20 protein-coding genes and 1 pseudogene are annotated in these 19,767 nt (G+C 31.5%); 8 read left to right on the forward strand and 13 right to left on the reverse strand.

All coding sequences use genetic code 11. The features are described from left to right. Window positions 1-330: 330 nt before the first annotated feature. Together COJ46_RS03925 and COJ46_RS03930 are read right to left on the reverse strand one after the other, a co-directional pair. A complete protein-coding gene (locus COJ46_RS03925) occupies window positions 331-1,206 on the reverse strand; it encodes an alkaline phosphatase family protein (protein ID WP_286133664.1) in 876 nt (291 codons plus the stop codon). A 240-nt stretch (window positions 1,207-1,446) separates the two neighbouring features. After that, a complete protein-coding gene (locus COJ46_RS03930; RefSeq protein WP_097978805.1) occupies window positions 1,447-2,703 on the reverse strand; it encodes an alkaline phosphatase in 1,257 nt (418 codons plus the stop codon). Between the two features lie 248 nt (window positions 2,704-2,951). Between COJ46_RS03930 and COJ46_RS03935 the strand changes: the two genes are divergently transcribed. From COJ46_RS03935 to COJ46_RS03950, 4 genes are all read left to right on the forward strand, one after another. After that, window positions 2,952-3,416 (forward strand): HAD domain-containing protein, encoded by a 465-nt coding sequence (locus COJ46_RS03935; protein ID WP_097978804.1) that lies wholly within the window; start codon window positions 2,952-2,954, stop codon window positions 3,414-3,416. Between the two features lie 352 nt (window positions 3,417-3,768). Then, window positions 3,769-4,314 (forward strand): VanZ family protein, encoded by a 546-nt coding sequence (locus COJ46_RS03940; RefSeq protein ID WP_098565712.1) that lies wholly within the window; start codon window positions 3,769-3,771, stop codon window positions 4,312-4,314. Between the two features lie 343 nt (window positions 4,315-4,657). Beyond that, entirely contained in the window at window positions 4,658-5,683 is a 1,026-nt protein-coding gene (locus COJ46_RS03945) for a YARHG domain-containing protein (protein WP_286145485.1), read from the forward strand. Continuing rightward, complete coding sequence (locus COJ46_RS03950; protein WP_098565713.1) at window positions 5,680-6,543, forward strand: N-acetylmuramoyl-L-alanine amidase; 864 nt, start codon at window positions 5,680-5,682, stop codon at window positions 6,541-6,543. The genes COJ46_RS03945 and COJ46_RS03950 overlap by 4 nt, the downstream gene beginning before the upstream one ends. 164 nt (window positions 6,544-6,707) lie before the next feature. Here the strand turns inward: COJ46_RS03950 and COJ46_RS03955 are convergent, their stop codons facing one another. The 5 genes and pseudogenes from COJ46_RS03955 to COJ46_RS03975 form a co-directional block, all read right to left on the reverse strand. After that, a complete protein-coding gene (locus COJ46_RS03955; RefSeq protein WP_176527920.1) occupies window positions 6,708-7,409 on the reverse strand; it encodes a zinc ribbon domain-containing protein in 702 nt (233 codons plus the stop codon). A gap of 298 nt (window positions 7,410-7,707) precedes the next feature. Then, window positions 7,708-7,848 (reverse strand): annotated as a pseudogene (locus tag COJ46_RS25330) (SpoVR family protein); the annotation flags it as partial. Between the two features lie 134 nt (window positions 7,849-7,982). Next, a complete protein-coding gene (locus COJ46_RS03965; protein WP_098565715.1) occupies window positions 7,983-8,645 on the reverse strand; it encodes a DUF2642 domain-containing protein in 663 nt (220 codons plus the stop codon). Window positions 8,646-8,682: 37 nt separating this feature from the next. Then, window positions 8,683-10,038: an arsenic transporter gene (locus COJ46_RS03970; protein WP_098565716.1), complete on the reverse strand. Its 1,356-nt coding sequence runs from the start codon at window positions 10,036-10,038 to the stop codon at window positions 8,683-8,685. A gap of 403 nt (window positions 10,039-10,441) precedes the next feature. Beyond that, entirely contained in the window at window positions 10,442-11,107 is a 666-nt protein-coding gene (locus COJ46_RS03975) for a DUF2642 domain-containing protein (protein WP_097978796.1), read from the reverse strand. Between the two features lie 336 nt (window positions 11,108-11,443). On the opposite strand from COJ46_RS03975, the gene COJ46_RS03980 reads away from it, so the two are divergent. The 3 genes from COJ46_RS03980 to COJ46_RS03990 all read left to right on the forward strand — a co-directional run bounded on the left by COJ46_RS03980 (window position 11,444) and on the right by COJ46_RS03990 (window position 12,854). Then, a complete protein-coding gene (locus COJ46_RS03980) occupies window positions 11,444-11,851 on the forward strand; it encodes a DUF3888 domain-containing protein (protein ID WP_098565717.1) in 408 nt (135 codons plus the stop codon). Window positions 11,852-12,051: 200 nt separating this feature from the next. After that, complete coding sequence (locus tag COJ46_RS03985) at window positions 12,052-12,339, forward strand: hypothetical protein (RefSeq protein ID WP_098565718.1); 288 nt, start codon at window positions 12,052-12,054, stop codon at window positions 12,337-12,339. Window positions 12,340-12,491: 152 nt separating this feature from the next. Next, window positions 12,492-12,854, forward strand: coding sequence for a YciI family protein (locus COJ46_RS03990; RefSeq protein WP_097978793.1), 363 nt, complete (start codon window positions 12,492-12,494; stop codon window positions 12,852-12,854). Between the two features lie 170 nt (window positions 12,855-13,024). On the opposite strand, the gene COJ46_RS03995 is transcribed toward COJ46_RS03990, so the two are convergent. Further along, window positions 13,025-14,260: a sulfite reductase subunit alpha gene (locus tag COJ46_RS03995; protein ID WP_483295506.1), complete on the reverse strand. Its 1,236-nt coding sequence runs from the start codon at window positions 14,258-14,260 to the stop codon at window positions 13,025-13,027. A gap of 189 nt (window positions 14,261-14,449) precedes the next feature. On the opposite strand from COJ46_RS03995, the gene COJ46_RS04000 reads away from it, so the two are divergent. Continuing rightward, window positions 14,450-15,724: an MFS transporter gene (locus COJ46_RS04000; protein WP_098565720.1), complete on the forward strand. Its 1,275-nt coding sequence runs from the start codon at window positions 14,450-14,452 to the stop codon at window positions 15,722-15,724. 129 nt (window positions 15,725-15,853) lie between these two features. Here the strand turns inward: COJ46_RS04000 and COJ46_RS04005 are convergent, their stop codons facing one another. The 5 genes from COJ46_RS04005 to COJ46_RS04025 all read right to left on the reverse strand — a co-directional run bounded on the left by COJ46_RS04005 (window position 15,854) and on the right by COJ46_RS04025 (window position 19,578). Then, a complete protein-coding gene (locus COJ46_RS04005) occupies window positions 15,854-16,027 on the reverse strand; it encodes a hypothetical protein (protein ID WP_025671792.1) in 174 nt (57 codons plus the stop codon). A 335-nt stretch (window positions 16,028-16,362) separates the two neighbouring features. Further along, on the reverse strand, window positions 16,363-16,656 hold the full coding sequence (locus tag COJ46_RS04010) for a putative quinol monooxygenase (RefSeq protein ID WP_098565721.1): 294 nt from the start codon (window positions 16,654-16,656) through the stop codon (window positions 16,363-16,365). A 36-nt stretch (window positions 16,657-16,692) separates the two neighbouring features. Further along, window positions 16,693-17,331, reverse strand: coding sequence for a nitroreductase family protein (locus tag COJ46_RS04015; protein ID WP_097978789.1), 639 nt, complete (start codon window positions 17,329-17,331; stop codon window positions 16,693-16,695). Window positions 17,332-17,368: 37 nt separating this feature from the next. Then, window positions 17,369-17,809, reverse strand: a complete 441-nt coding sequence (locus COJ46_RS04020) for a MarR family winged helix-turn-helix transcriptional regulator (protein ID WP_286145486.1) — start codon at window positions 17,807-17,809, stop codon at window positions 17,369-17,371. A 554-nt stretch (window positions 17,810-18,363) separates the two neighbouring features. Continuing rightward, complete coding sequence (locus COJ46_RS04025) at window positions 18,364-19,578, reverse strand: DUF418 domain-containing protein (RefSeq protein WP_097978788.1); 1,215 nt, start codon at window positions 19,576-19,578, stop codon at window positions 18,364-18,366. Window positions 19,579-19,767 lie beyond the last annotated feature (189 nt).

Genomic DNA, 19,767 nt, shown 5'->3' on the forward strand with positions numbered 1-19,767 from the left:
GCTCGACTCCTATGGGATAAGCGGGAAAGCTGAGACCCCGCAGGCTTGCCGAGGAGGCCAAAGAATCTCGTCCCATGGAAAGCGAGCATCATGTAATGGAAATCAACAGCACTCTACTCCTTTTACGAAAATTTGGTAATTTAATTGACAATGTTGTTTTTCAACAGCATGAAACATTCCATAATTAAAAATGGAATGTTTCTTAAATTCACCACTTGTTGTCCAGTCAATCCTAAATTGATTGCCACTGTTTTACATATTAAATAGACTGTCTTCTATGAAATCACATCGCTAGACTCAACTTTGTTGTCTACTTCAATAATCGACCAATTATTTCCATATATTTTTAATAGTTTTAACAGATTTATTTGTCCCTGCATGTTTTAATCCGTAAATATCCTTTATTGTATGTAAAAGATCAAAATGGTTTAAATTTTCGTTAAATTGTCCTTTTTTTACCATGGGTCCGACAAAAAAGGTGGGAATTTTGTTATTATGTGAAAGGTCATCTTCATCCCATGTTACAATTAACAAACTATTATTCGTTTTTGCCCATTTGACATAAGCACCAATTTGTTTTTTTAACCACTGATCTCCTTGTTTAATTGTTCCATCGTGCATGTCATTTTGGAGATTTGGGATTATAAACGAAACAGTTGGAAGTTTACTAAAATTTGTTGGGAAATTTTCTAATGGCTGATTTGCTTTTTTAGGGACATTTGTAAAATTAGCCCAAGGATTGTGCCTACGTGCATAATTTTTGTAGTATTCTCCATTAAAACCAATTGAAGGCAAATCTTCTGAATAACCGGCAAATGTTAATTTTTTTTCAATAAGCTCACTTGCTAAATTATCTGTTGAGAATTTTGTTTTTGGTAAAGCATCGTCTGTGACACCTTGATTTGATCCAGAGAACAGGTCCAAATAATTTGGTTGGCTAGGATGTTCAATTGCATGATAGTTAATTAAGTTGGCCCCTTGGTTCATTAGTGAATTAATATAAGGTGCAGAATGATTCCCCATAATCTGCTGTTTCGCATGATTCTCCTCAATTACTATTACAATGTGATCAATTTTTGGAATTCCCGATTCTGTTTGCGAATTGAAATTAAATAATTTAAACGTATTCAGATTTTTTTTATTAATCTGTATACAAGCAATTAAACCAAAACAGATTAAAAAAAGTACTATAACCCATTTTCTCAATATAACACTACCTTTAATTAATTATTTTCTTATTTCAGTGAAATTAAAGATTTAACATAATCTAGTTATTTCTTCTGTAGTTTACCTTAAAACATTAATTCTCTTTGTATATGTAATTACCCTTCTTTGATTTATTTCTTTCATTTAATAAATAATGATGATTTTCTTTTTGTTGTTAAGTTTTTCGGGCGCACAATAAAAAAACATCCCATTTGATAAATGGAATGTTTTTCAACAAAATTATTCTTTTAAACCCATTGCTTGTTTAATAGCCTCATAGATATAAGTGTTTTCATATGTTCCTGATAATAGCTCTGCTCCAGCACCAATTGCTGTTAATGGAACAGATACGCCACCGTGTCCACTTGTTGTCCAGTCAATCATGAATTGATTGCTACTGTTTGCCACATTAAATGGTCCGTCTTCTTTAGAAATTCCATCGCCTGACTCATCTTTGCTGTCCACATCTTCAATTGATAAGCCACCACATTCATGGTCTGCTACTACTAGAACAAGAGTGTCAGGGTGGTTCTTGGCATATTCCTTAGCTACAGATACTGATTTATCTAGTTCTTGACCAGCCTTGATCATTTTTTCAGCATTGTTCTCATGAGACATTTCGTCTGTGCCCTCTTCTTCTACCATTAAGAAGAAACCTTTTTTATTATCTGATAAAGTATCGATTGCTTTTTTAGTCATGTCAGGAAGAGATACTACCGGATCATAAAGATCACCTTTTCCCTCTTCTCTTTGTTCGAACATTTCTTCATTTGCAAAAAGACCTAACAACTTACCATTTTTCGCTTTTTGTAGCTCATTAGCATTCGTTACGTAATTGTAGCCAAGCTTTTTCGCTTCATCTACAAGATTTCCTTGTGTACCTTTACTTTGTTCAGAAGGGTCCTTTACTGGGTGGTCTTCGTAGCTTCCAGCATTTCCTGCAGGATACCAAAAGTCCTCTCCTCCACCTAGTAGAACATCGACTTTGCTGTTTTCAAGATACTGCTTAGCAATGTCACTTTGTTTAGAACGATCTGTCACATGGGCACCAAATGCTGCTGGAGTTGCATCCGTAATCTGGCTAGTTGTAACTAAACCAGTTGATTTTCCAGCTTCTTTTGCCATTTCCAAGACTGTTTTTACCGAATTCTTGTTTGCATCAACACCAATTGCCCCATTATACGTTTTGACCCCTGACGCCATAGCAGTAGCCGCAGCAGCCGAATCTGTTATAGCAGTAGTAGAGCTAGTATGTACTAATCCAGCATAAGGCATATCATCCATTGCTAGTTTACCAGTTTGTCCAACAGTAGCCAGTCGGATCGCCTCACGGTGTGCAGCCCCCATTCCGTCTCCAACAAAAACAATCACATTTTTAGCCTTTCCTTGTTTGTGACTATTATCGGATTCTTTTGCATCTACGAAATGATTAAATCCCAATGTTGTTGCAGTTGCAATTGTTAAAGCAGCACTAATAATCGTTTTCTTGTTCCCCATGAAAAACACTCCCTACCTGAATATTTTCTTACTTTCAATATAAAGGAAGAGTATTTAGGAACTGTATAGATACTGTAAATATGATATAAATTTGTATGAATATTTTGTAACTTTTGTCAATGTGGTCCATTTAAATTTCGTTTTTATTTACTGTTATGTTAAATGACCTATTTATTTTAAAAAAACTAGCTCTTGATAGGAATTAATTATCAAATATTTATATATTTTGAGTTAGGAAGGTGAACTATATGAAGATTATTTTTTTAGATATCGACGGAGTTTTAAATACTGATCGGCAAATTAGAATAAATAATTTAAGCCAAATTGATTGTATAAAGTTTGACCAAGAGGCAATGGAAAATTTGAAAAAGATTACCGAAAAGACGCAAGCTGCAATTGTAATCACCTCGACTTGGCGAATCCATCAAAGTAAAAATGGTTACCTTTGGAGAGAACTTATTAGAAATTTTCAGGATTATGATATAAACCCCGGTTTAATAATTGATATTACACCTATAATTGATCTGAAAATGAAACCTGAAATAAGAGAATTGGAAATATCAAAATGGTTAAGGACAAAAGACGTTGAAAAGTTTGTAATCTTAGATGACCAATGGAATATGTGGAAATTAAATGATCACTTTATTCGCTGTCTTCCCTTTAACGGAATAACGAATAAAATTGTTGAAGAAGTTATTAAAAAGCTGAGTTAGCCAAATAAAAAAAGAATCAAATTGTAGATTCTTTTCCCTCTCAATCTATGATCATTTAGATTTCTTAACGATTCTATTTAATAGTACAAATAATGCAATTAAAATAATTAAGACTAAACCAGGAAAAACGAAATTAAGCATTTTTGACCAGCCTTTCAGGTAGTATTTTTAATTGTTTCGCTTTCGTTCTACTATTTACCTTTATTTCTATTTTCAATATTTGTTCACATATGATATTAATTTTCTTTTATATTTATCCGATTTAATTATTGAAGGACTTTGTCATTACTAAATTTAAGGGGATAAAATGAAATGTATAGGTTAAAAATGAAAATATCTTGGAAATACTAACATGATCGGCTTTTCTGTAACATTAGATCCTGTTGAATTTTTATTTGTATTTTTGTTAGGATTAATTGCATATTTTGTGAAGATAAACTGGATTAGTAAAACATTTTCAAGGCAAAGTTTCTATCAATTTACAATATGTTTTTTTTACTTCTTATCTTTAGTAAAAGTTGTTTTCTTTCCAATTACGTATTTTTATACAAAAAATCCCGAATTAACTAGTAAACTCTTTTATCAATTTTCACCTTTTAAGACAATTCTCAATTCGATTGAACATGATCTATGGATACAAGTAATAGGTAACATTCTTTTATTGTGTCCAATACCAGTTCTCTATGTAGTACTAAAAAGAAAAATTCTGCGGTTTCATAGAATTTTTTTAATTGGGCTTTTTCTGTCTGTGTCAATTGAAATAATTCAGCTTGGAATCAATTATATAACAGGATATCCAAATAAGGTGATGGATATCGATGATGTAGTCTTAAACGTTATTGGTATATTATTAGGTTGGATTATTTCTAGAGTATACTTGTGTTGGCATTTAAGTTGAATTTTATAATTAGGGGAATTCAGCGTTTTTTAGGATGTTTTTATAATTTTTTTGTATGAATTATTACGAAGTAAATTAAATTTTTGTGCTTTGAAATAGAGATTAATCATATATTTATTATCGTGGTAATTTCATTTATTATCACTAAACATTTATTGAAACTAAGCAAATAATTACAAAGCGACTAAAGAGATTCCTCTTAGTCGTTTTTTTAATAAATATAGACAATCCAACGGACTTTCCTACACCCCACCCTATCCCATTCTTTCCTACAAAAAAAATGCATTTTTTCTTAAAGTCAACATTAGAATAATTTTAGCTATTAAAAAGGGAGTGAGACAATTTGGCTTACTGTACTAAATGCGGTGGAAACTTAGAGCAAAACGCAAAATTTTGTACAAATTGTGGAGAAAAATCTAGTAATCCAGAAGTGACTAATCAGGTCGAAACTCGTTCGGAAAATCGAAATTTGCAGGAAAGTAATTATAAAAATAAGTATAATAGAATGAAAGATATATTGATTTCAATTGCCGTATTAATTATATTGACTGTCGCAATTTATTTAATTTATCCAAAACTTACAAATAAAAATCAGCACTCACAACATGTATCGAATCAGGTAGAAAATAATGATAATGAGCAAGATGAAGTTAGTGACTCTGCAAATAATCCACCTAATACTCAAACGATCCCTTTTTATAAAGCTCAATTAGAACAATTAAAAATTTACGATGGTAGTAGAAGTCTATCTGTCGGAAGTTGGGACATAACACAAAGTGATGGTGTCATTAATTTAACAGCTAATAATATTTCTCCTCAAAATCTTCAATTAATATTTAATTTATACGACAGTGGAGATATTTCTCCAATAAGGGATTGGGCTATTAAAGTAGCAAATATTGCAGATGAAATAGCAATGTCTAAAAATACATCATGGTATATTTATGTAGGTGATCAATGTGTTGCACAGTATCCACATACGTTATCTAACGATGATTTAGCGTATTATTCAGGTTCTTGCGGTGTTTCAATACCTGTATTGGAAGGAAATTCGAAAGATGACTTAGCTATCGTAATCCATACAATGGTATATGGTGACGTGTCTACTGCAAATCATTTTATATTGCCAATGAGTAATATAAGAAAACTAACTCAAGATGATATAGATTATTTGACGAAAGATGAGTTAAGCAAAGCAAGAAACGAAATTTATGCACGTCATGGATACATTTTTAAAACGGTTAAAATGCGCAACTATTTTTTAGCTCAATCATGGTATAGTCCAAATGTGAATTATAATGGTACTTTAAGTGAGATTGAAACTTATAATGTAAACCTAATCAAAGCTAGGGAGGAGTTCCTTAATTGAAGTTGGTAGTTAATAAAAAGAGCATTATTTTTTTTATAATCTTTACAATCTGTATTTTAAGTTATTTATTTTATCCAAAAGATCATTCTGGTATTAAACCACACAAAACATCACTAAGTCAGCAGCCTAAAATAGAAACCGTTAAAGAAAAACCTAATAAAGTCATTCAAACATATGAAAAAAAGAAATCCACAAAACCACTTGTAATCTGTATTGATCCAGGTCACCAAAGCAAAGCAAATACAGCGCTTGAACCATTAGGTCCGGGCTCAAGTGAAATGAAGATAAAGGTGGCTGGTGGTACAACTGGAATAGTGACAAAGAAGCCCGAGTATGTTTTAAGCTTAGAGGCATCACTTAAATTAGGTGAAATCCTTAAAAAAAGGGGTTACAATGTCATATTCACTCGTACAACAAATAATGTAAACTTAAGCAATAAAGAAAGAGCAGAAATAGCAAACAAAAACAATGCTGATTTATTTATAAGAATCCATGCCGACGGGTCGAATGATCATTCAACAAAAGGATTTTCTGTTTTAACTCCGTCTAAAGAAAATCCATATATTCCATCACTTTATAAGGATAGTTTACTAATCTCACAGAACATTGTTGAAGAAGTAAAAAAAGAGCAATCTACAATAGTAAAAGGAATTTCCTATCGTGACGATCTCTCAGGATTTAATTGGTCAAAGGTTCCTGTTACTTTAATTGAACTTGGATTTATGACAAATCCCGAAGAAGATCAAAAACTATCAGATCCACAATATTTAACAAATTTGATGATGAAGATTGCAGATGGCATAGATCAATATAGTTCCGATGTTAATGATGATGGGTCAAATGTACAGGTAGGTAAATAACATATTTTAAAATCTATTAAACCGAACTTCTTTTTTTTTCTAAACGTGTATGGATATCCTTGGATTCCTTACACGTTTTTTTATTGATAGGTCCATTTCTTTACATTATATCGTTAGATCTTTATAGGGTTAAATACGAATTAATAATCTTTAGTATGTTTATTTCAACTTCTCACCCCATTTTTATACATGGCTAAACTAACAGAATATAAAGTTCCATATCTCGCAATAACTTCTTTTAATTGAAGATTTGATTTTTTACCTTTTAAAAAAATGTAAGATGTTATGACAGTTACCAAATGAACAATTAATATCAAAACAAATGGGCTAATAACCAAGGCACTAAAGCTTAATTGGCTACTGAAGTTAGTGTAATCTCCTAGAACACTCTCTGTTGATTTAATACCAATTTTTAGTACATTATAGAAAGTTACTGGAATTAAAAGCGAAAATAAAATTAAAATAATAATCCCTTTTAAAAAATATTTTTCAGTAACTCCCTGTGCAACACCATAAGGGTTTTTAATAGCTAATTTAAAGAAACTCCAAAAGTCTAACATTGATGATTTAAATTGATTAAGTTGCTCTGAATTCATATGATTCATAACTTGGCTATTTACACTTGGTTCACTTACTGCTTGTGATAATAGCCCGTTATGTACGATTGTAGCAGATTCTTGTTTCGATCGTTCAGCCCTGGATGTAATTACTTTTGAAACCGATTCACCTAAGGAAATATCCTCATTAATCTGCTCTTGAATAATTGAGTTTACCTCTTCCTTTTTCAAAGAAATAACCTTTGTTCCGCAATTTCCACAAAAACGGTCATTTTCTACTAATGAATTACCACATACTTTACAAAACATAAACATTCCTCCTTTTTTAATCCATCTAAAGAATAGAGAAGGTATCAATTTATTAGACGAATTTAAGATACTTTTAATTTATATTTTGATAGTGCGGAAAAATTCTGAAAATAATTAATAAAATTATAAATAAACCGTTAATGACCTTATACTCCTTGCCTTGTCATTGGAATAAAATCTACTATCTCTCAATTAAAATAGTTTCTTATGAAGTTACTATCGGATTCTAACTCACACATTTCATTTCATATGTTGGATTATTATATCGCTCTTCAATATCCTCAAACATTCTTAGTCATAAGTAGTATGGATTAATACTTGTTTTAGAGGGTTGAAGTACTCCTGCGTTTAATTTCGCGTATTCGATTGCTTCATTTGAATCAAGATTTAGTTAACGCATAATTCTTATATGCCAAAAACTTGCCCAGCCTTCATTCATAGAATGATGACCTATAATAGAAAAACCCTTACGCATAAAACGTCAAGGGTAGATTTATTAAATATACTGACATAGTTTCCTCACGATACCAAGGATGAACTTGAGCACAAAAAATCTATTAAAAACATAATTAGCTACGGTAAGTGATACGATTTAATATGATTCAGCCTCAATAAAGTGACTTCCCCACTTGCAACTTTTAATTCAATGACACCATCTTCCACCCTCTTGAGTACTCCAATTTTCATTGGGTCAATTCCCCCATCAAATACGACAAATTTTCCTTCTTCTTTCTTTAATTGTGTATCAAACAGGCGTGAAAATGACTTATTTGCATTTTCAGGTAATAGATTGATTTCAGAGTTATAGGGGTTGGCATTATGATTGTATGGTGTTAACCATTTTAAATGTGATAAAGGGATATACAACATTTTAAATACTGGTGAATAAAACACGATATAGTCACTTAATACGTTTATAATATTTCCATGAAATGTGATATTACCTGTAACATATATCTCTGCAAAGATTCCTTTTGCATTTGATAATATTTTACGATAAGAGATTGTTCCAATATCTTCTGCTATTGAAGGTCCAGTAGGTTGATCTATTTTGTCTTTATAGTTGCTACTTAGACTAACCCTGTGAACGTGAAGCCATGGAATATAATAGTATTTTTGTCCGTTGTACAATACTAGGACATCTCTACCATAATCTGTTAGTATTCCTTCAAAATAATTACCACCTGATAATTGTACATAAATTTTTTCTCCAACTAATGATTGTACATCACTCATTTGCATCTCCTCTTTCTAGTAGATTGTAATTTGTTTATTAGGCGAAAACTAATTGTACCCAATAATATAGTAGAAACAGCGTTACGATTGTTGTTAATGGAATGACAATTAATGATACATTTAGATAATCCTTCCATTTCACCTTAATCTTATTTTGTTTTAATATGTGCATCCAAATTAGGGATGCTAAAGTACCTACTGGAAGTAATAACGATCCAATGTCACTACCGATAATATTAGCTAGATATATTGTCTTTAATGTAATTGGATCAAGCCCCATTTCCGTTAGTGTAATGGTTCCAACCATTAAAGCTGGATGATTATTAAACAGATTTGATAGGATTGAAACTAATCCTCCCATGATAAAGCTTGCTTGAAATAAGCCTTGATTTACGATTGGCTCACAGAATTTTACTAAAGCTGCCGTTAAACCAGCATTATGGAGACCATAAATAATCACATACATCGAAAATGCAAAGACTAAAATATGCCAAGGTGTCTTTTTTAAGATATCAACAGGGCTTGTCCGTAAGTGATACCATCTCCAAGTTAATAAGACGAGTGAACCTAAAACTGCAACATATTGAATCGGTATTCCTAGGAATGAAGCGACAAATAATAAGCAGCGCATTAGGAATACAAATCCCAATACCTTTAACATAAATTTTGTTCTTTTTTGTTTTGTTTCTACTGACATTTTCCCTTTTAAAGGATGAAAATTTTTCATAAAAAATGACTCTTCTATGTCATCCGTAGACACCGGCAATTGTTTTGGTAATTTGTTTCTTAATACCATGTACATTAGCCATGACATAAATAGCAATCCTGTACTTGCAGGGACAAACATCATAGCTGTGTGCATATAAAGTGTCATATGAACAATTTTTAATGCGATTAAGTTTACGATATTACTTACACCGATCGGTGCACTTGAAGCTGTGGCAATCAATGCTCCGCTAAGAAGATATGGAATTTTTTGATGTGGTTTTAAACGTAAATTTTTTAGTAGGAGAATTAAAATCGGAGTTGTAATTAAAATACTGCCATCATTATTAAAGAGTAATGTCATTAAAAAGCATAAAAGCTGGATATACCAGTATAATCTACGCCCTGACCCTTTTGCTAAACTTGCAAGTCTAGCAGCAGACCAATGGAAAAATCCAAAACTTTCTAAAATAATCGCCATGACAATCGTTGCGATAATTGTAATAGAAGCCTCACCTATTTTGTGTACAATATCGATTAAATTACTTTTTGTTACGATCCCGGTCACTAAAATGATTACTGCACCAAATGCAGCAGGCCATGCTTCATTTATACCTTTTGGTCTCCAAAAAATGACCGCCATCGTTAATAGAAATACTGAAGCACTCATTAGAATTTCGAAATTCATAAAACTCACCTTCTTATAAAATATTTTCCAATGAAACTTGTCCATTTGTTATATTATTATTCAAATATAATAATGATGATTTAGATGATTTCATTATTTTATAGAAGATGGTTGTTTTACCTATATAATGCAAATGCCCCCTAAAGATAAATAACTATGGTAACATTTGCCCAATAACCCCTATAGAAAAATCACAATAAATAACACGCTAAGTGGGTATTCAACTTATATTTGAAATGAACTACTCCAATTTATATTTTTTCAAATTATATAGACTAGAAATTATCTTTCATTCAGATTAATTATCTTAAAATATTTTTCGATATAAGAAACCGATAAAAAGGGAAGCTCTAGAATAAGAGCTTCCCAATCGTTTAATGTTTCATAAAAAACATAAATTCATTTAAGGCAAATGAACAGACTTAATATGATTAAGTCTTAAATAAACTACTTCCCCACTTGCGACTGATAATTCAATTACACTACTTTCAATCGTTTTCAGTAAACCAATTTTCATCGGATCATTTCCACCATCAAAAATAACCAGTTTTCCTTCTTCTTTTTTTAATTGTGATTCAAACGAGCGCACAGGGGAGATATTCGATGGATTAATTGGAAAGTTTGCATTATCAATTGAATAAGGTGTTACATTTTGATGGTAAGGAGAAAGCCACTTTAGATGAGATAATGAGATATACATCATTTTAAAAACGGGTGAATAAAAAACGATATAGTCACTTAAAACACTTGTTATATAGCCATGAAACGTCAAATTTCCCGTAACATATATTTCCGAGAAGATCCCTCTTGCATTTGTTAAAACTTTTCTGTAGGAAATTGATTCAATTTCATTTGCAATTGAAGGCTCGTTAGGAGTATCTATCTTATCTTTAATATGCTGGCATAAATGTACTCGATGAACATGAATCCAAGGGATATAATAATATTTTTGACCATTATATAATACAAGTATGTCTTGTCCTGCATCTGTTAGAATACCTTCAAAAGCTATGTCTCCAGATAAAAGTACAAATACTTGTCGATTTAGTAATGAATCGATATAACTCACCTTTTCTCCCCCCCTTTATAATCTAAAACCGTTCTCTTCTTATACAAAATAAATATTGTTCTACCTAAATCGTACATTTATTTATTTCTACAGTTTTACTTTTATTCTTTTATTAATTAAGATATGCATCTTAAAAATGTCTATAGTTGATTGAAAATGTGAAAAGACATTTAATTTTTATTTTGGATGGAATCGCTCCATCTTATTTTATTTTTTTAGCTGAGTAAATGTGGATTGTTGATTTTCTTATTCAATTATTTGTAGGATAGTTTAATAAGAATGCAAGTTCTTCATTTGGAGAAAATACCTACCAAATAGTAGAAGTAGGTATTAAATTTGAGAAAAATCATTTTTATTAGCTGTCTGATTACTTTTATTACTATATCTCCTGTTCAAGCTGAAACTGTTAATTCACGTTATGATAAGATGCTTGAAGATATAATTTATACATTCTTATCCCCACTGGAATCAAAAGCAATTAAAGTTTATTTTGGAGAGATGTACCTATCTCATTTTTGTAAATTTGTAGAGGTTAAGTCTAAGCCTGAACAGGCATACAGTTATAAAATAACCTATCAATTTGTCACATATGAAAGAGCAATAATGCCTCCATACCACCTGTTTACTTTAAAGGTTGAAAACAACTCTCGAACAGAATGGATTATTAAAGATGTAAAAGTAAGAAAAATAGCCGAGAATGAAGATTACACAAAGATATGTAGAAAACCTATGATTATACAGTAATCAAACAACAAGGTAAGTTGCGGTAAAATCCTTGTTGATTTGTTCAAATGAAGCATGCTTTATTTGAACAACACGAGCTGCTTATATGCAGCTTTTTTTTCACAGAAAAATTCCAGTTTAGTCTCAGAGGATAAAGGTGATTTTGAGGTGAAGAACGAAATGTATTAGTTAAAATGAAATCATTTTATAGGAGTGTATACATGAATTTATTTGGTTTAATTGTTATCTGCACAATTGGCGGCTTTTTCTTAACTTTGTTTACATTAGCAAATCCAGTTTTAGGCGGAGGGATTTGTTTTGGTATCATTTTAGGTTGTCTCTTAAAGGGGTTATTTTTACTTAGAGAAATAAGAGATAATATAGCAGCATCACAATCAGAGTCCAATGCTTTGAAAAAGGATAAAGTAAAGGTAGCATACGAGAGATATTTAAAAGAAAAAAATACAAACAAAATTGAAGAAAAATATACTATAAAAAATAGCCGATAAATTTTGATGGTTATATGAATTTGAAATAGAATCATACCTCCTTCAATAAAAGCTTGAACCAAGATATAATAATGATAGCTGTAGGCAGTATGAATGTTACCAATGATAAGGGTTTAACATTAGAAAGACATAACCCCGAGGAGGAGTTACTAATGAAATTTATGATGGTTGTAAAAGCATCAAAGGATTCTGAAGCAGGGACAATGCCAAAAGAGCAGATGGATCAGATGTTTGCTGAGATGAAGAAATATAATGAAGAATTGAGGAAAGCTGGAGTTCTGGTGTCAGTCGGTGGACTCCATCCAAGTTCCAATGGTATTCGTATTACTTACCCTGTTCCCGGAGAACCGCCAGCCATTACAGAGGGGCCTTTCGCTGAAGTCAATGAGTTGATAGCAGGATACTGGTTCATAGATGTGAAATCTCGAGAGGAAGCCATCGAGTGGGCGATGCGCGCGCCAGACCCACATGGTCTTGGAGAAGGACAGATTGAGCTACGCCAAGTATTTGAATAGAACAGTAGGCTAAACATTGGATTAACAATGATTAAAAGAAGTGATTCTATATAAGGCATCAGAGCAAAAAATTGACCTTAAAAACAATAAAAGAAGTAACCCTTTATACCAACTGGAACGAAGGGTTACTTCTTTTTACAAAATACCTATCTAATTATTACCTTTTAATCTTAATACACATCACGTTGATAACGCCCTTGCTTCTGCATATCTTTAAGATGTGCTTCAGCTGCTTCGCGTTCCATCGCACCTTCTTTTTCAAGAATAGTAATTAGCGCTTCGTTGACGTCTTTCGCCATATATTCCTTATCTCCACAAACATAGAAATAAGCTCCTTTTTCAATCCACTCATATAATTCTTTGCTATTTTCAAGCATTTTATGCTGCACATAAACTTTTTGATCTGTATCACGGGAGAATGCAGTATCAATTTTTGTTAATACTCCATCTTGTTGATATTTTTCTAACTCGCCTTTATAAAGGTAATCTGACGCTTCATGCTGGTCTCCAAAAAATAACCATGAACGGCCAGAGACTTTATTAACTGCTCTTTCCTGGATAAACGAACGGAATGGTGCAATACCCGTCCCAGGTCCAACCATAATAATATCTTTGTCCCCAGACTCTGGCAAATAGAAGTGTTTATTTACTTGAACAAAGACTGGAAGAGTATCTCCTTCTTTAATACGTTCTGAACATAAAACAGAACAAACACCTTTACGCTCGCGTCCGTGTGCAGTGTAGCGTACAGCACCGATTGTTAGATGAACTTCATCTGGATTTGCAGCAATACTGCTTGCGATTGAATATAGTCTTGGAGTCATTTTTCTTAATAATGAAACGATCTCTTGAGCAGATGCACTCCATGGACCAAAATCACGTAACATATCAAGTAAATCTCGTCCATAGCAATATTCCTTTAATTGAGTTGCATTTTCAACCAACACAAGGTTTTTCAGCTCTTCGTTTTCGGTAAATGCAGTTGCCTGTTGTAAGATCTTCTTCGTCAACAGTGTAATTTCACAGTAGGATGTAAGCGCTTCTTTTAGAGATAGTGTTTCACCTTGCTTACCAACTGTTACATTTGCTTCTTCATCCCATTTCATTTCATTTATAAGAGCAGCAACTAACTCTGGATCATTTGAAGGAATCACGCCAAGTGCAGCACCTGGTACATAAGTAAGTTCTGACCCTTTCAATGATAATTCAATATGCCTTGTTTCCTTGTTTGAGTCTGTTCCATTTAAATTAATATTTTTGAGAACCTTCGCTTGAAATGGATTGGTCCTTGAATATGGTAGTTTGTCATTTGTAGTATCGTTTAAAGTAGATTTCATTACTCGTAACCTCCAAGAATTGTGTATATAACTAAGATAACATAGAAGTGGTAATTTATGTATTAACATCTACTACTTTTTTACCTTTTTCGTGTTTTTCTTTAGCCCGGTGTCCAAAAATCTTAAGGATTCTCCTCTTGTCCACTACTTATACAGGGAATTTTTAGATAATATACTGAAAGCTGTAGAGGATAAATAAAATATTAGTAGTATCTAATCTATAAATAGCAGTTACTAATCATTAGGAGGAAAAAACTCATGAAGAGTTTTACGAAGCAAGAAAATAGTTGGATTTTCTACGATTGGGCCAATTCAGCTTATTCTATTATTATTAGCACTGCCGTATTCCCTCTTTTTTATAAAGCTTCTGCTACAAAAGCCGGAATAAGTGCCTCTGATTCTACTGCTTATTTGGGTTATACAATCGCAATTTCTACATTCACATTAGCTATGTTAAGTCCAATCCTTGGAACAATTGCCGACTATAAAGGATTTAAAAAGAAGCTATTTTCTTTCTTCTTTACTCTCGGTGTTTCTTTTACTGCACTACTTGCATTTATTCCTAATGATAACTGGCTTTTACTATTGATTTGTTACACGATTACAGCTATTGGCTTTGCTGGTGCGAATGTATTTTATGACGCTTTTTTAGTAGATGTAACGTCAGAAGAACGAATGAATAAGGTATCCGCTCGAGGCTTTGGTTTTGGATATATAGGTAGTACAATTCCATTTATCATTAGTATTGCAATAATCGTATTAGCTCAAAAGGAGATAATTTCAATTTCAACAACTCTTGCAAGTCAAATTGCCTTTCTTATAACTGCTGTCTGGTGGGGCATTTTTACTATTCCTTTGTTACGAAACGTTCGTCAAAATTATTTTATTGAACCTGTACAAAATCCTGTATTAAGTAGCTTTAAACGGCTAGGAAAAACCTTTAAAAATATCCGACAATATCGTGCTTTATTTATATTTTTACTGGCATATTTCTTTTATATTGATGGCGTTGGAACGATCATTACAATGTCAACAGCTTATGGAACTGACCTTGGAATCAGTTCAACAAATCTATTAATTATTTTGTTTGTCACACAGGTCGTTGCTGCTCCATTTGCAATTATTTACGGAAAACTTGCTGATAAATTTTCAGGTAAAATTATGCTTTATGTTGGAATCATTATTTATATGATTGTTTGTATATATGCTTACTTTTTAAATTCTACTTTAGACTTTTGGATTTTGGCTATGCTTGTTGCCACATCTCAAGGCGGAATCCAAGCATTAAGTCGGTCATATTACGCAAAACTTGTACCTAAAGAAAAATCAAATGAGTTTTTTGGCTTCTATAATATTTTCGGTAAATTTGCATCGATCATGGGACCATTAATAGTCGGTTTGACAGCTCAAATTACAGGCCGTTCTAATATGGGTGTATTTAGTCTAATTATTCTATTTGTTATTGGTATTTTCTTTTTAACTCGTGTATCTGAACCTAATAATACAGAAGTAGCGAAAACTACTAATTACTAAAAAGAAGATATGAGGGTGTCACAAAATGCTTTCATCTTTATTAACCTAAAAAATTTGGCCAGTAAAAATGCTGATAAATATAAGATTGAAAAAGAGAGTGTTTAAAAATTAACACTCTCTTTTTTCAATCTAACTTCGATGTTCAACTAAGTCAATGGCACCTAATACAATATGGGCTAAACCAAAACCAAAAACTGTATTGGCGATCATTTTATTCGTTCCTCGTTTTTGTTTTAATGCATAACCAGTAGCTGTTACAGCAGAACCTAAAACTGTTGGAATTAAACCTTCACGAATATTCATATAAGTTTACCCCCACATCGAAGTTTATGATGTAAATTACACCATAATTTTAGTATCGGCTATAATAATTCTATGTATGTAAGAATTCAAAAAGCAACATGAATCTAAATCCTACTAGGTAATGACTTAAGATGAAATTCAAGTCCACTAATGTTCTACTCTTACTAAGTTATTTTTTGAGAAGAAAAAAACCTATCTTACCACAAGGATTAAGATAGGTTTCATTTATTATATGAACTAATTCTTTACAGGCTCTTATAGATTAATTTTTAAACGTTTCAAATATGTTTTTTTCGCCTGGTATATTTTCTAAACACTATTCCATTTTTGATAAATTACTTTATTTTATTTGCTTCAAAAAGATTTATTTGAATTGGCGCTGAAAGGTAATCTGAAGCTTTTTCAGCAAACGCTGTAAAATGAGCGCTTGTATTATGTGCATTTACAGCATTTAAATCTTGCCAAATTTCGACCATCATGTATTCATTTTCGCTATCCGTTTGTTTTGTCAAATCGTATGAAATATTACCTTCTTCTGCTCTTGATAATTCTAATAACGAAGTCATTTCCTCTAAAAATTTCGTTTCTTTTGCTGAATCAATTGTCATTTTCGCATGAATAATAATCATAATATTTACCTTCTTTTCACTGTTTTTTTTATATTTTTATTTCCACTCTGCTACACGTTCAACTGGTAAACGCACAGATTGATATCCTGCATCAACAGCTTTACCTATTGATATCAACATAACAGGAACATATCGGTCTTTATCCATACCGAATGCTTCTGCAATTTTGTCTTTTTCGAAGCCACCAATTGGACAAGTGTCATAACCATACGCACGAGCAGTTAGCATAAATTGCATTGCTACCAATCCACCATCAATTAAAACAGTATCTTTCATTTGCTCTGTGGTACTGTTTGCAAAGAAACCACTAAGTGTTTCTAGTTGCTTCTCTTTAACGTCTGCTGGCATATAACCTAATTCAACTGCACGACCATATATTTCTTCAGCATTATCAAAATTATTTAAGTCCCCAAATAGTGCAATCATCGCAGAAGAAGTTTCAACTTGTGATTGATTGAATCTAGCTAATGGAGCTAATGTAGCTTTTGCTTCATCACTTTCAATTACTAAAAATCTCCACGGTTGCATGTTTACTGAAGAAGGAGCTAATGTAGCTGTTTCTATAATTTCATGCATTTCTTCCATTGGGATTTTAACATTTGGATCATATTTGCGGATTGAGCGTCTTCCTTTTAAAATTTCGTTAAAATTATTAGTTAATGTTGTCGTAGTCATTGTTGCATTCTCCTCTTTACTAATTTTTAAGTATTATTTAGTTATCGCGGCTAGAATTAATTTGGTTCATATTTATTTGTATACGGTTTAAATATTCAAGCGTTAAGTCAATTTCTTCTTCGGAAAAGCCAATAAGCATGTTCTCTACAAACTCTACTTTTTCCTTCCATAAACTAGACATTTGATCTTGTCCCATTTGCGTTAATCTAACTAAGGTTATTCTGTTATCAGTCTCACACTTTCTTCTAGTGATCTTTCCATTTAACTCAAGTTGTTTTAAATGTCTAGTAATAGCAGCACTATCAATCTTTAATGTTTTTTGAAGCTGGGATTGACTAACTTCACCGTACTCAAACAATTGATTCAAAATTTCTAATCGCGATTGACTAATACCCATACACTTTTCAAATGTTGTTTCAATTTGAACTTTTAATTCTTTTAATAGTGATAGTACTTTTGTTTCTTTTGTATTAGGCACGCGCTACCTCCAAAAAAATATGATGAAATTTTATTACAAGTTACTAATTATTGACTATCAATAGTTGAGGGGTCAATCATTGATATGTCAATTAATATACACCGTAGTCCTACATGAATCAAGTATAAAATCTAAATTTAATATTGTTATAAATTTCAGATGATTCAATTTTATTTTCTTTTTTGATATTACAAACTTTGCATCTTTCCTTTAGCAGCGGTTTCTGGTCAAAAAAGGACAGGACTTTACCGATATTTAATGTATATATTTTCCAACAATGGATGATTTCATCTGGTTACTGACTATTTTGTTCAATATATTAAAAATATGGTTAATCAGCCTCTTTTCTATTTTGGGCAGTAAAATATAAGCTGTACTTTGACTTAATTTTTTAGGTAAATTAGATTACATTTTTTAAGCGAAAAATTAGGAATGATAACTTGGATATAAACTTTAAAAATATCTTCTTTTCAAATTACAAAAAAAGACAAAAACTCCCTTATTTAACAAGTTGATCCATCAAATAAGGGAGTTTTTAAATTTAATATTAATATTTATCTTTTTATGGGTAAAATTTCTAGTTTCGTTGTTACTCTCCATAACCATTCTAACAGTCCTATTCTAAAATATTTTAACCAAAGTTTACTTAAGTAAATCTGAATCGTATAAATGACAAACGTAATAGCAATTGCTTGCCAAGTACTTATTTTCCCATATAAACCTAAACCGTAACCATAGAATAAAATAGAATATATTATAGATTGGAAAATATAATTTGAAAGAGCTAATCGTCCTGTATACTCAAAGTTTTTTAATAATTTATTAAAACGCTTATTTTTAAATAATAGGATAAAACATGTTGCAAAACTTAATGATAATATTGGACCTGTCAAGTATTGGTTGAAAAACAAAACAATTACACTTGATAACGGAGGAAGCATTTCAAACATAAAAATAATAATGGAATTTAAAGATAAACCAATGATTAAACCCCATTTTGCAATTTTGGAAAAAAGTTGTGTATTGTTTTCTATATTATAAATGTATCCTTTCTTCCCTACAAAATAACCTAATAAAAACATAGATAATACCGAGGGGATTCTTGAAAATAGTAGAGGGAAAATTTCAATATAACCTACTATTCGTTCTTTAGCTGTTTGAAAAAAAGAACTAGTTGTTAAAGGGTTATTGGACGCAATTTGTCCTTTCCTAAATTCATTCAGAAAGGAAACATCAATATGATGTATTTGAATTCCATATTCTGGTATATTTCTCAGCACTGTAATTCCAATCATTACTACTGTAAGTAAACAAATAGGAATGATTAATAGCCCACCTACCCATTTAATAAGTTTTTTTTCACTAGAATTCCTAAATAAAAGTAAGATCCCCCCTACAAGTGCATAAAGTAATAAAATATCACCATCCCATAAAAAATAAATATGTGCTAATCCAAATAAAAATAATCCAAATAATCTACGAGTAAATTGTGGGATGAATAATTTATTTTTTTTATTCGCATTTATTAGTTGGATTGAAAACCCCACTCCAAATAAGAAAGAAAAAAGAGTAAAAAATTTTGATTCAACTAGTAATAGTAAAATTGTGGTCATCCAATTATCAATTTCATTGCTACTTTTAACAAATCCAGGTGGACCACCAATTGTAAATGAAGCGATGTTTATAGTAAAAATTCCATATAAAGCAAATCCACGAATTGCATCTAATATGTCAATCCTATTTTCAGACGAAACCATTCGTTTTTCCATCTACTATACTCCTCTTTATAAAATTCTAATAATAAACAGATCTACAAGCTATTTAGCAAAGAAGAGCACTCAAATATCACTTTACATTTTAATTTCTATAAAAAGAGCGGTCTTCATTTAGTTTTCTGTAAAGTACTATCAAGAAACAGTGATTTATCAAGATACTGAAATACCAAATTAATTGAGTAT

Origin of the sequence: Bacillus sp. AFS077874 (genome assembly GCF_002566505.1) — a bacterium.
Classification (GTDB): Bacteria; Bacillota; Bacilli; order Bacillales; family Bacillaceae_G; genus Gottfriedia.

What these genes read in the sequence shown, in the direction of transcription:
- COJ46_RS04000 (WP_098565720.1), top strand. Translation starts at nt 14,450, where the DNA reads ATGAAGAGTTTTACGAAGCAAGAAAATAGTTGGATTTTCTACGATTGG.
- COJ46_RS04005 (WP_025671792.1), bottom strand. Translation starts at nt 16,027, where the DNA reads ATGAATATTCGTGAAGGTTTAATTCCAACAGTTTTAGGTTCTGCTGTA.
- COJ46_RS04025 (WP_097978788.1), bottom strand. Translation starts at nt 19,578, where the DNA reads ATGGAAAAACGAATGGTTTCGTCTGAAAATAGGATTGACATATTAGAT.
- COJ46_RS03930 (WP_097978805.1), bottom strand. Translation starts at nt 2,703, where the DNA reads ATGGGGAACAAGAAAACGATTATTAGTGCTGCTTTAACAATTGCAACT.
- COJ46_RS03940 (WP_098565712.1), top strand. Translation starts at nt 3,769, where the DNA reads ATGATCGGCTTTTCTGTAACATTAGATCCTGTTGAATTTTTATTTGTA.
- COJ46_RS04015 (WP_097978789.1), bottom strand. Translation starts at nt 17,331, where the DNA reads ATGACTACGACAACATTAACTAATAATTTTAACGAAATTTTAAAAGGA.
- COJ46_RS03965 (WP_098565715.1), bottom strand. Translation starts at nt 8,645, where the DNA reads ATGAGTGATGTACAATCATTAGTTGGAGAAAAAATTTATGTACAATTA.
- COJ46_RS03990 (WP_097978793.1), top strand. Translation starts at nt 12,492, where the DNA reads ATGAAATTTATGATGGTTGTAAAAGCATCAAAGGATTCTGAAGCAGGG.
- COJ46_RS03935 (WP_097978804.1), top strand. Translation starts at nt 2,952, where the DNA reads ATGAAGATTATTTTTTTAGATATCGACGGAGTTTTAAATACTGATCGG.
- COJ46_RS03955 (WP_176527920.1), bottom strand. Translation starts at nt 7,409, where the DNA reads ATGTTTTGTAAAGTATGTGGTAATTCATTAGTAGAAAATGACCGTTTT.
- COJ46_RS04010 (WP_098565721.1), bottom strand. Translation starts at nt 16,656, where the DNA reads ATGATTATTATTCATGCGAAAATGACAATTGATTCAGCAAAAGAAACG.
- COJ46_RS03995 (WP_483295506.1), bottom strand. Translation starts at nt 14,260, where the DNA reads ATGTTAATACATAAATTACCACTTCTATGTTATCTTAGTTATATACAC.
- COJ46_RS03970 (WP_098565716.1), bottom strand. Translation starts at nt 10,038, where the DNA reads ATGAATTTCGAAATTCTAATGAGTGCTTCAGTATTTCTATTAACGATG.
- COJ46_RS03985 (WP_098565718.1), top strand. Translation starts at nt 12,052, where the DNA reads ATGAATTTATTTGGTTTAATTGTTATCTGCACAATTGGCGGCTTTTTC.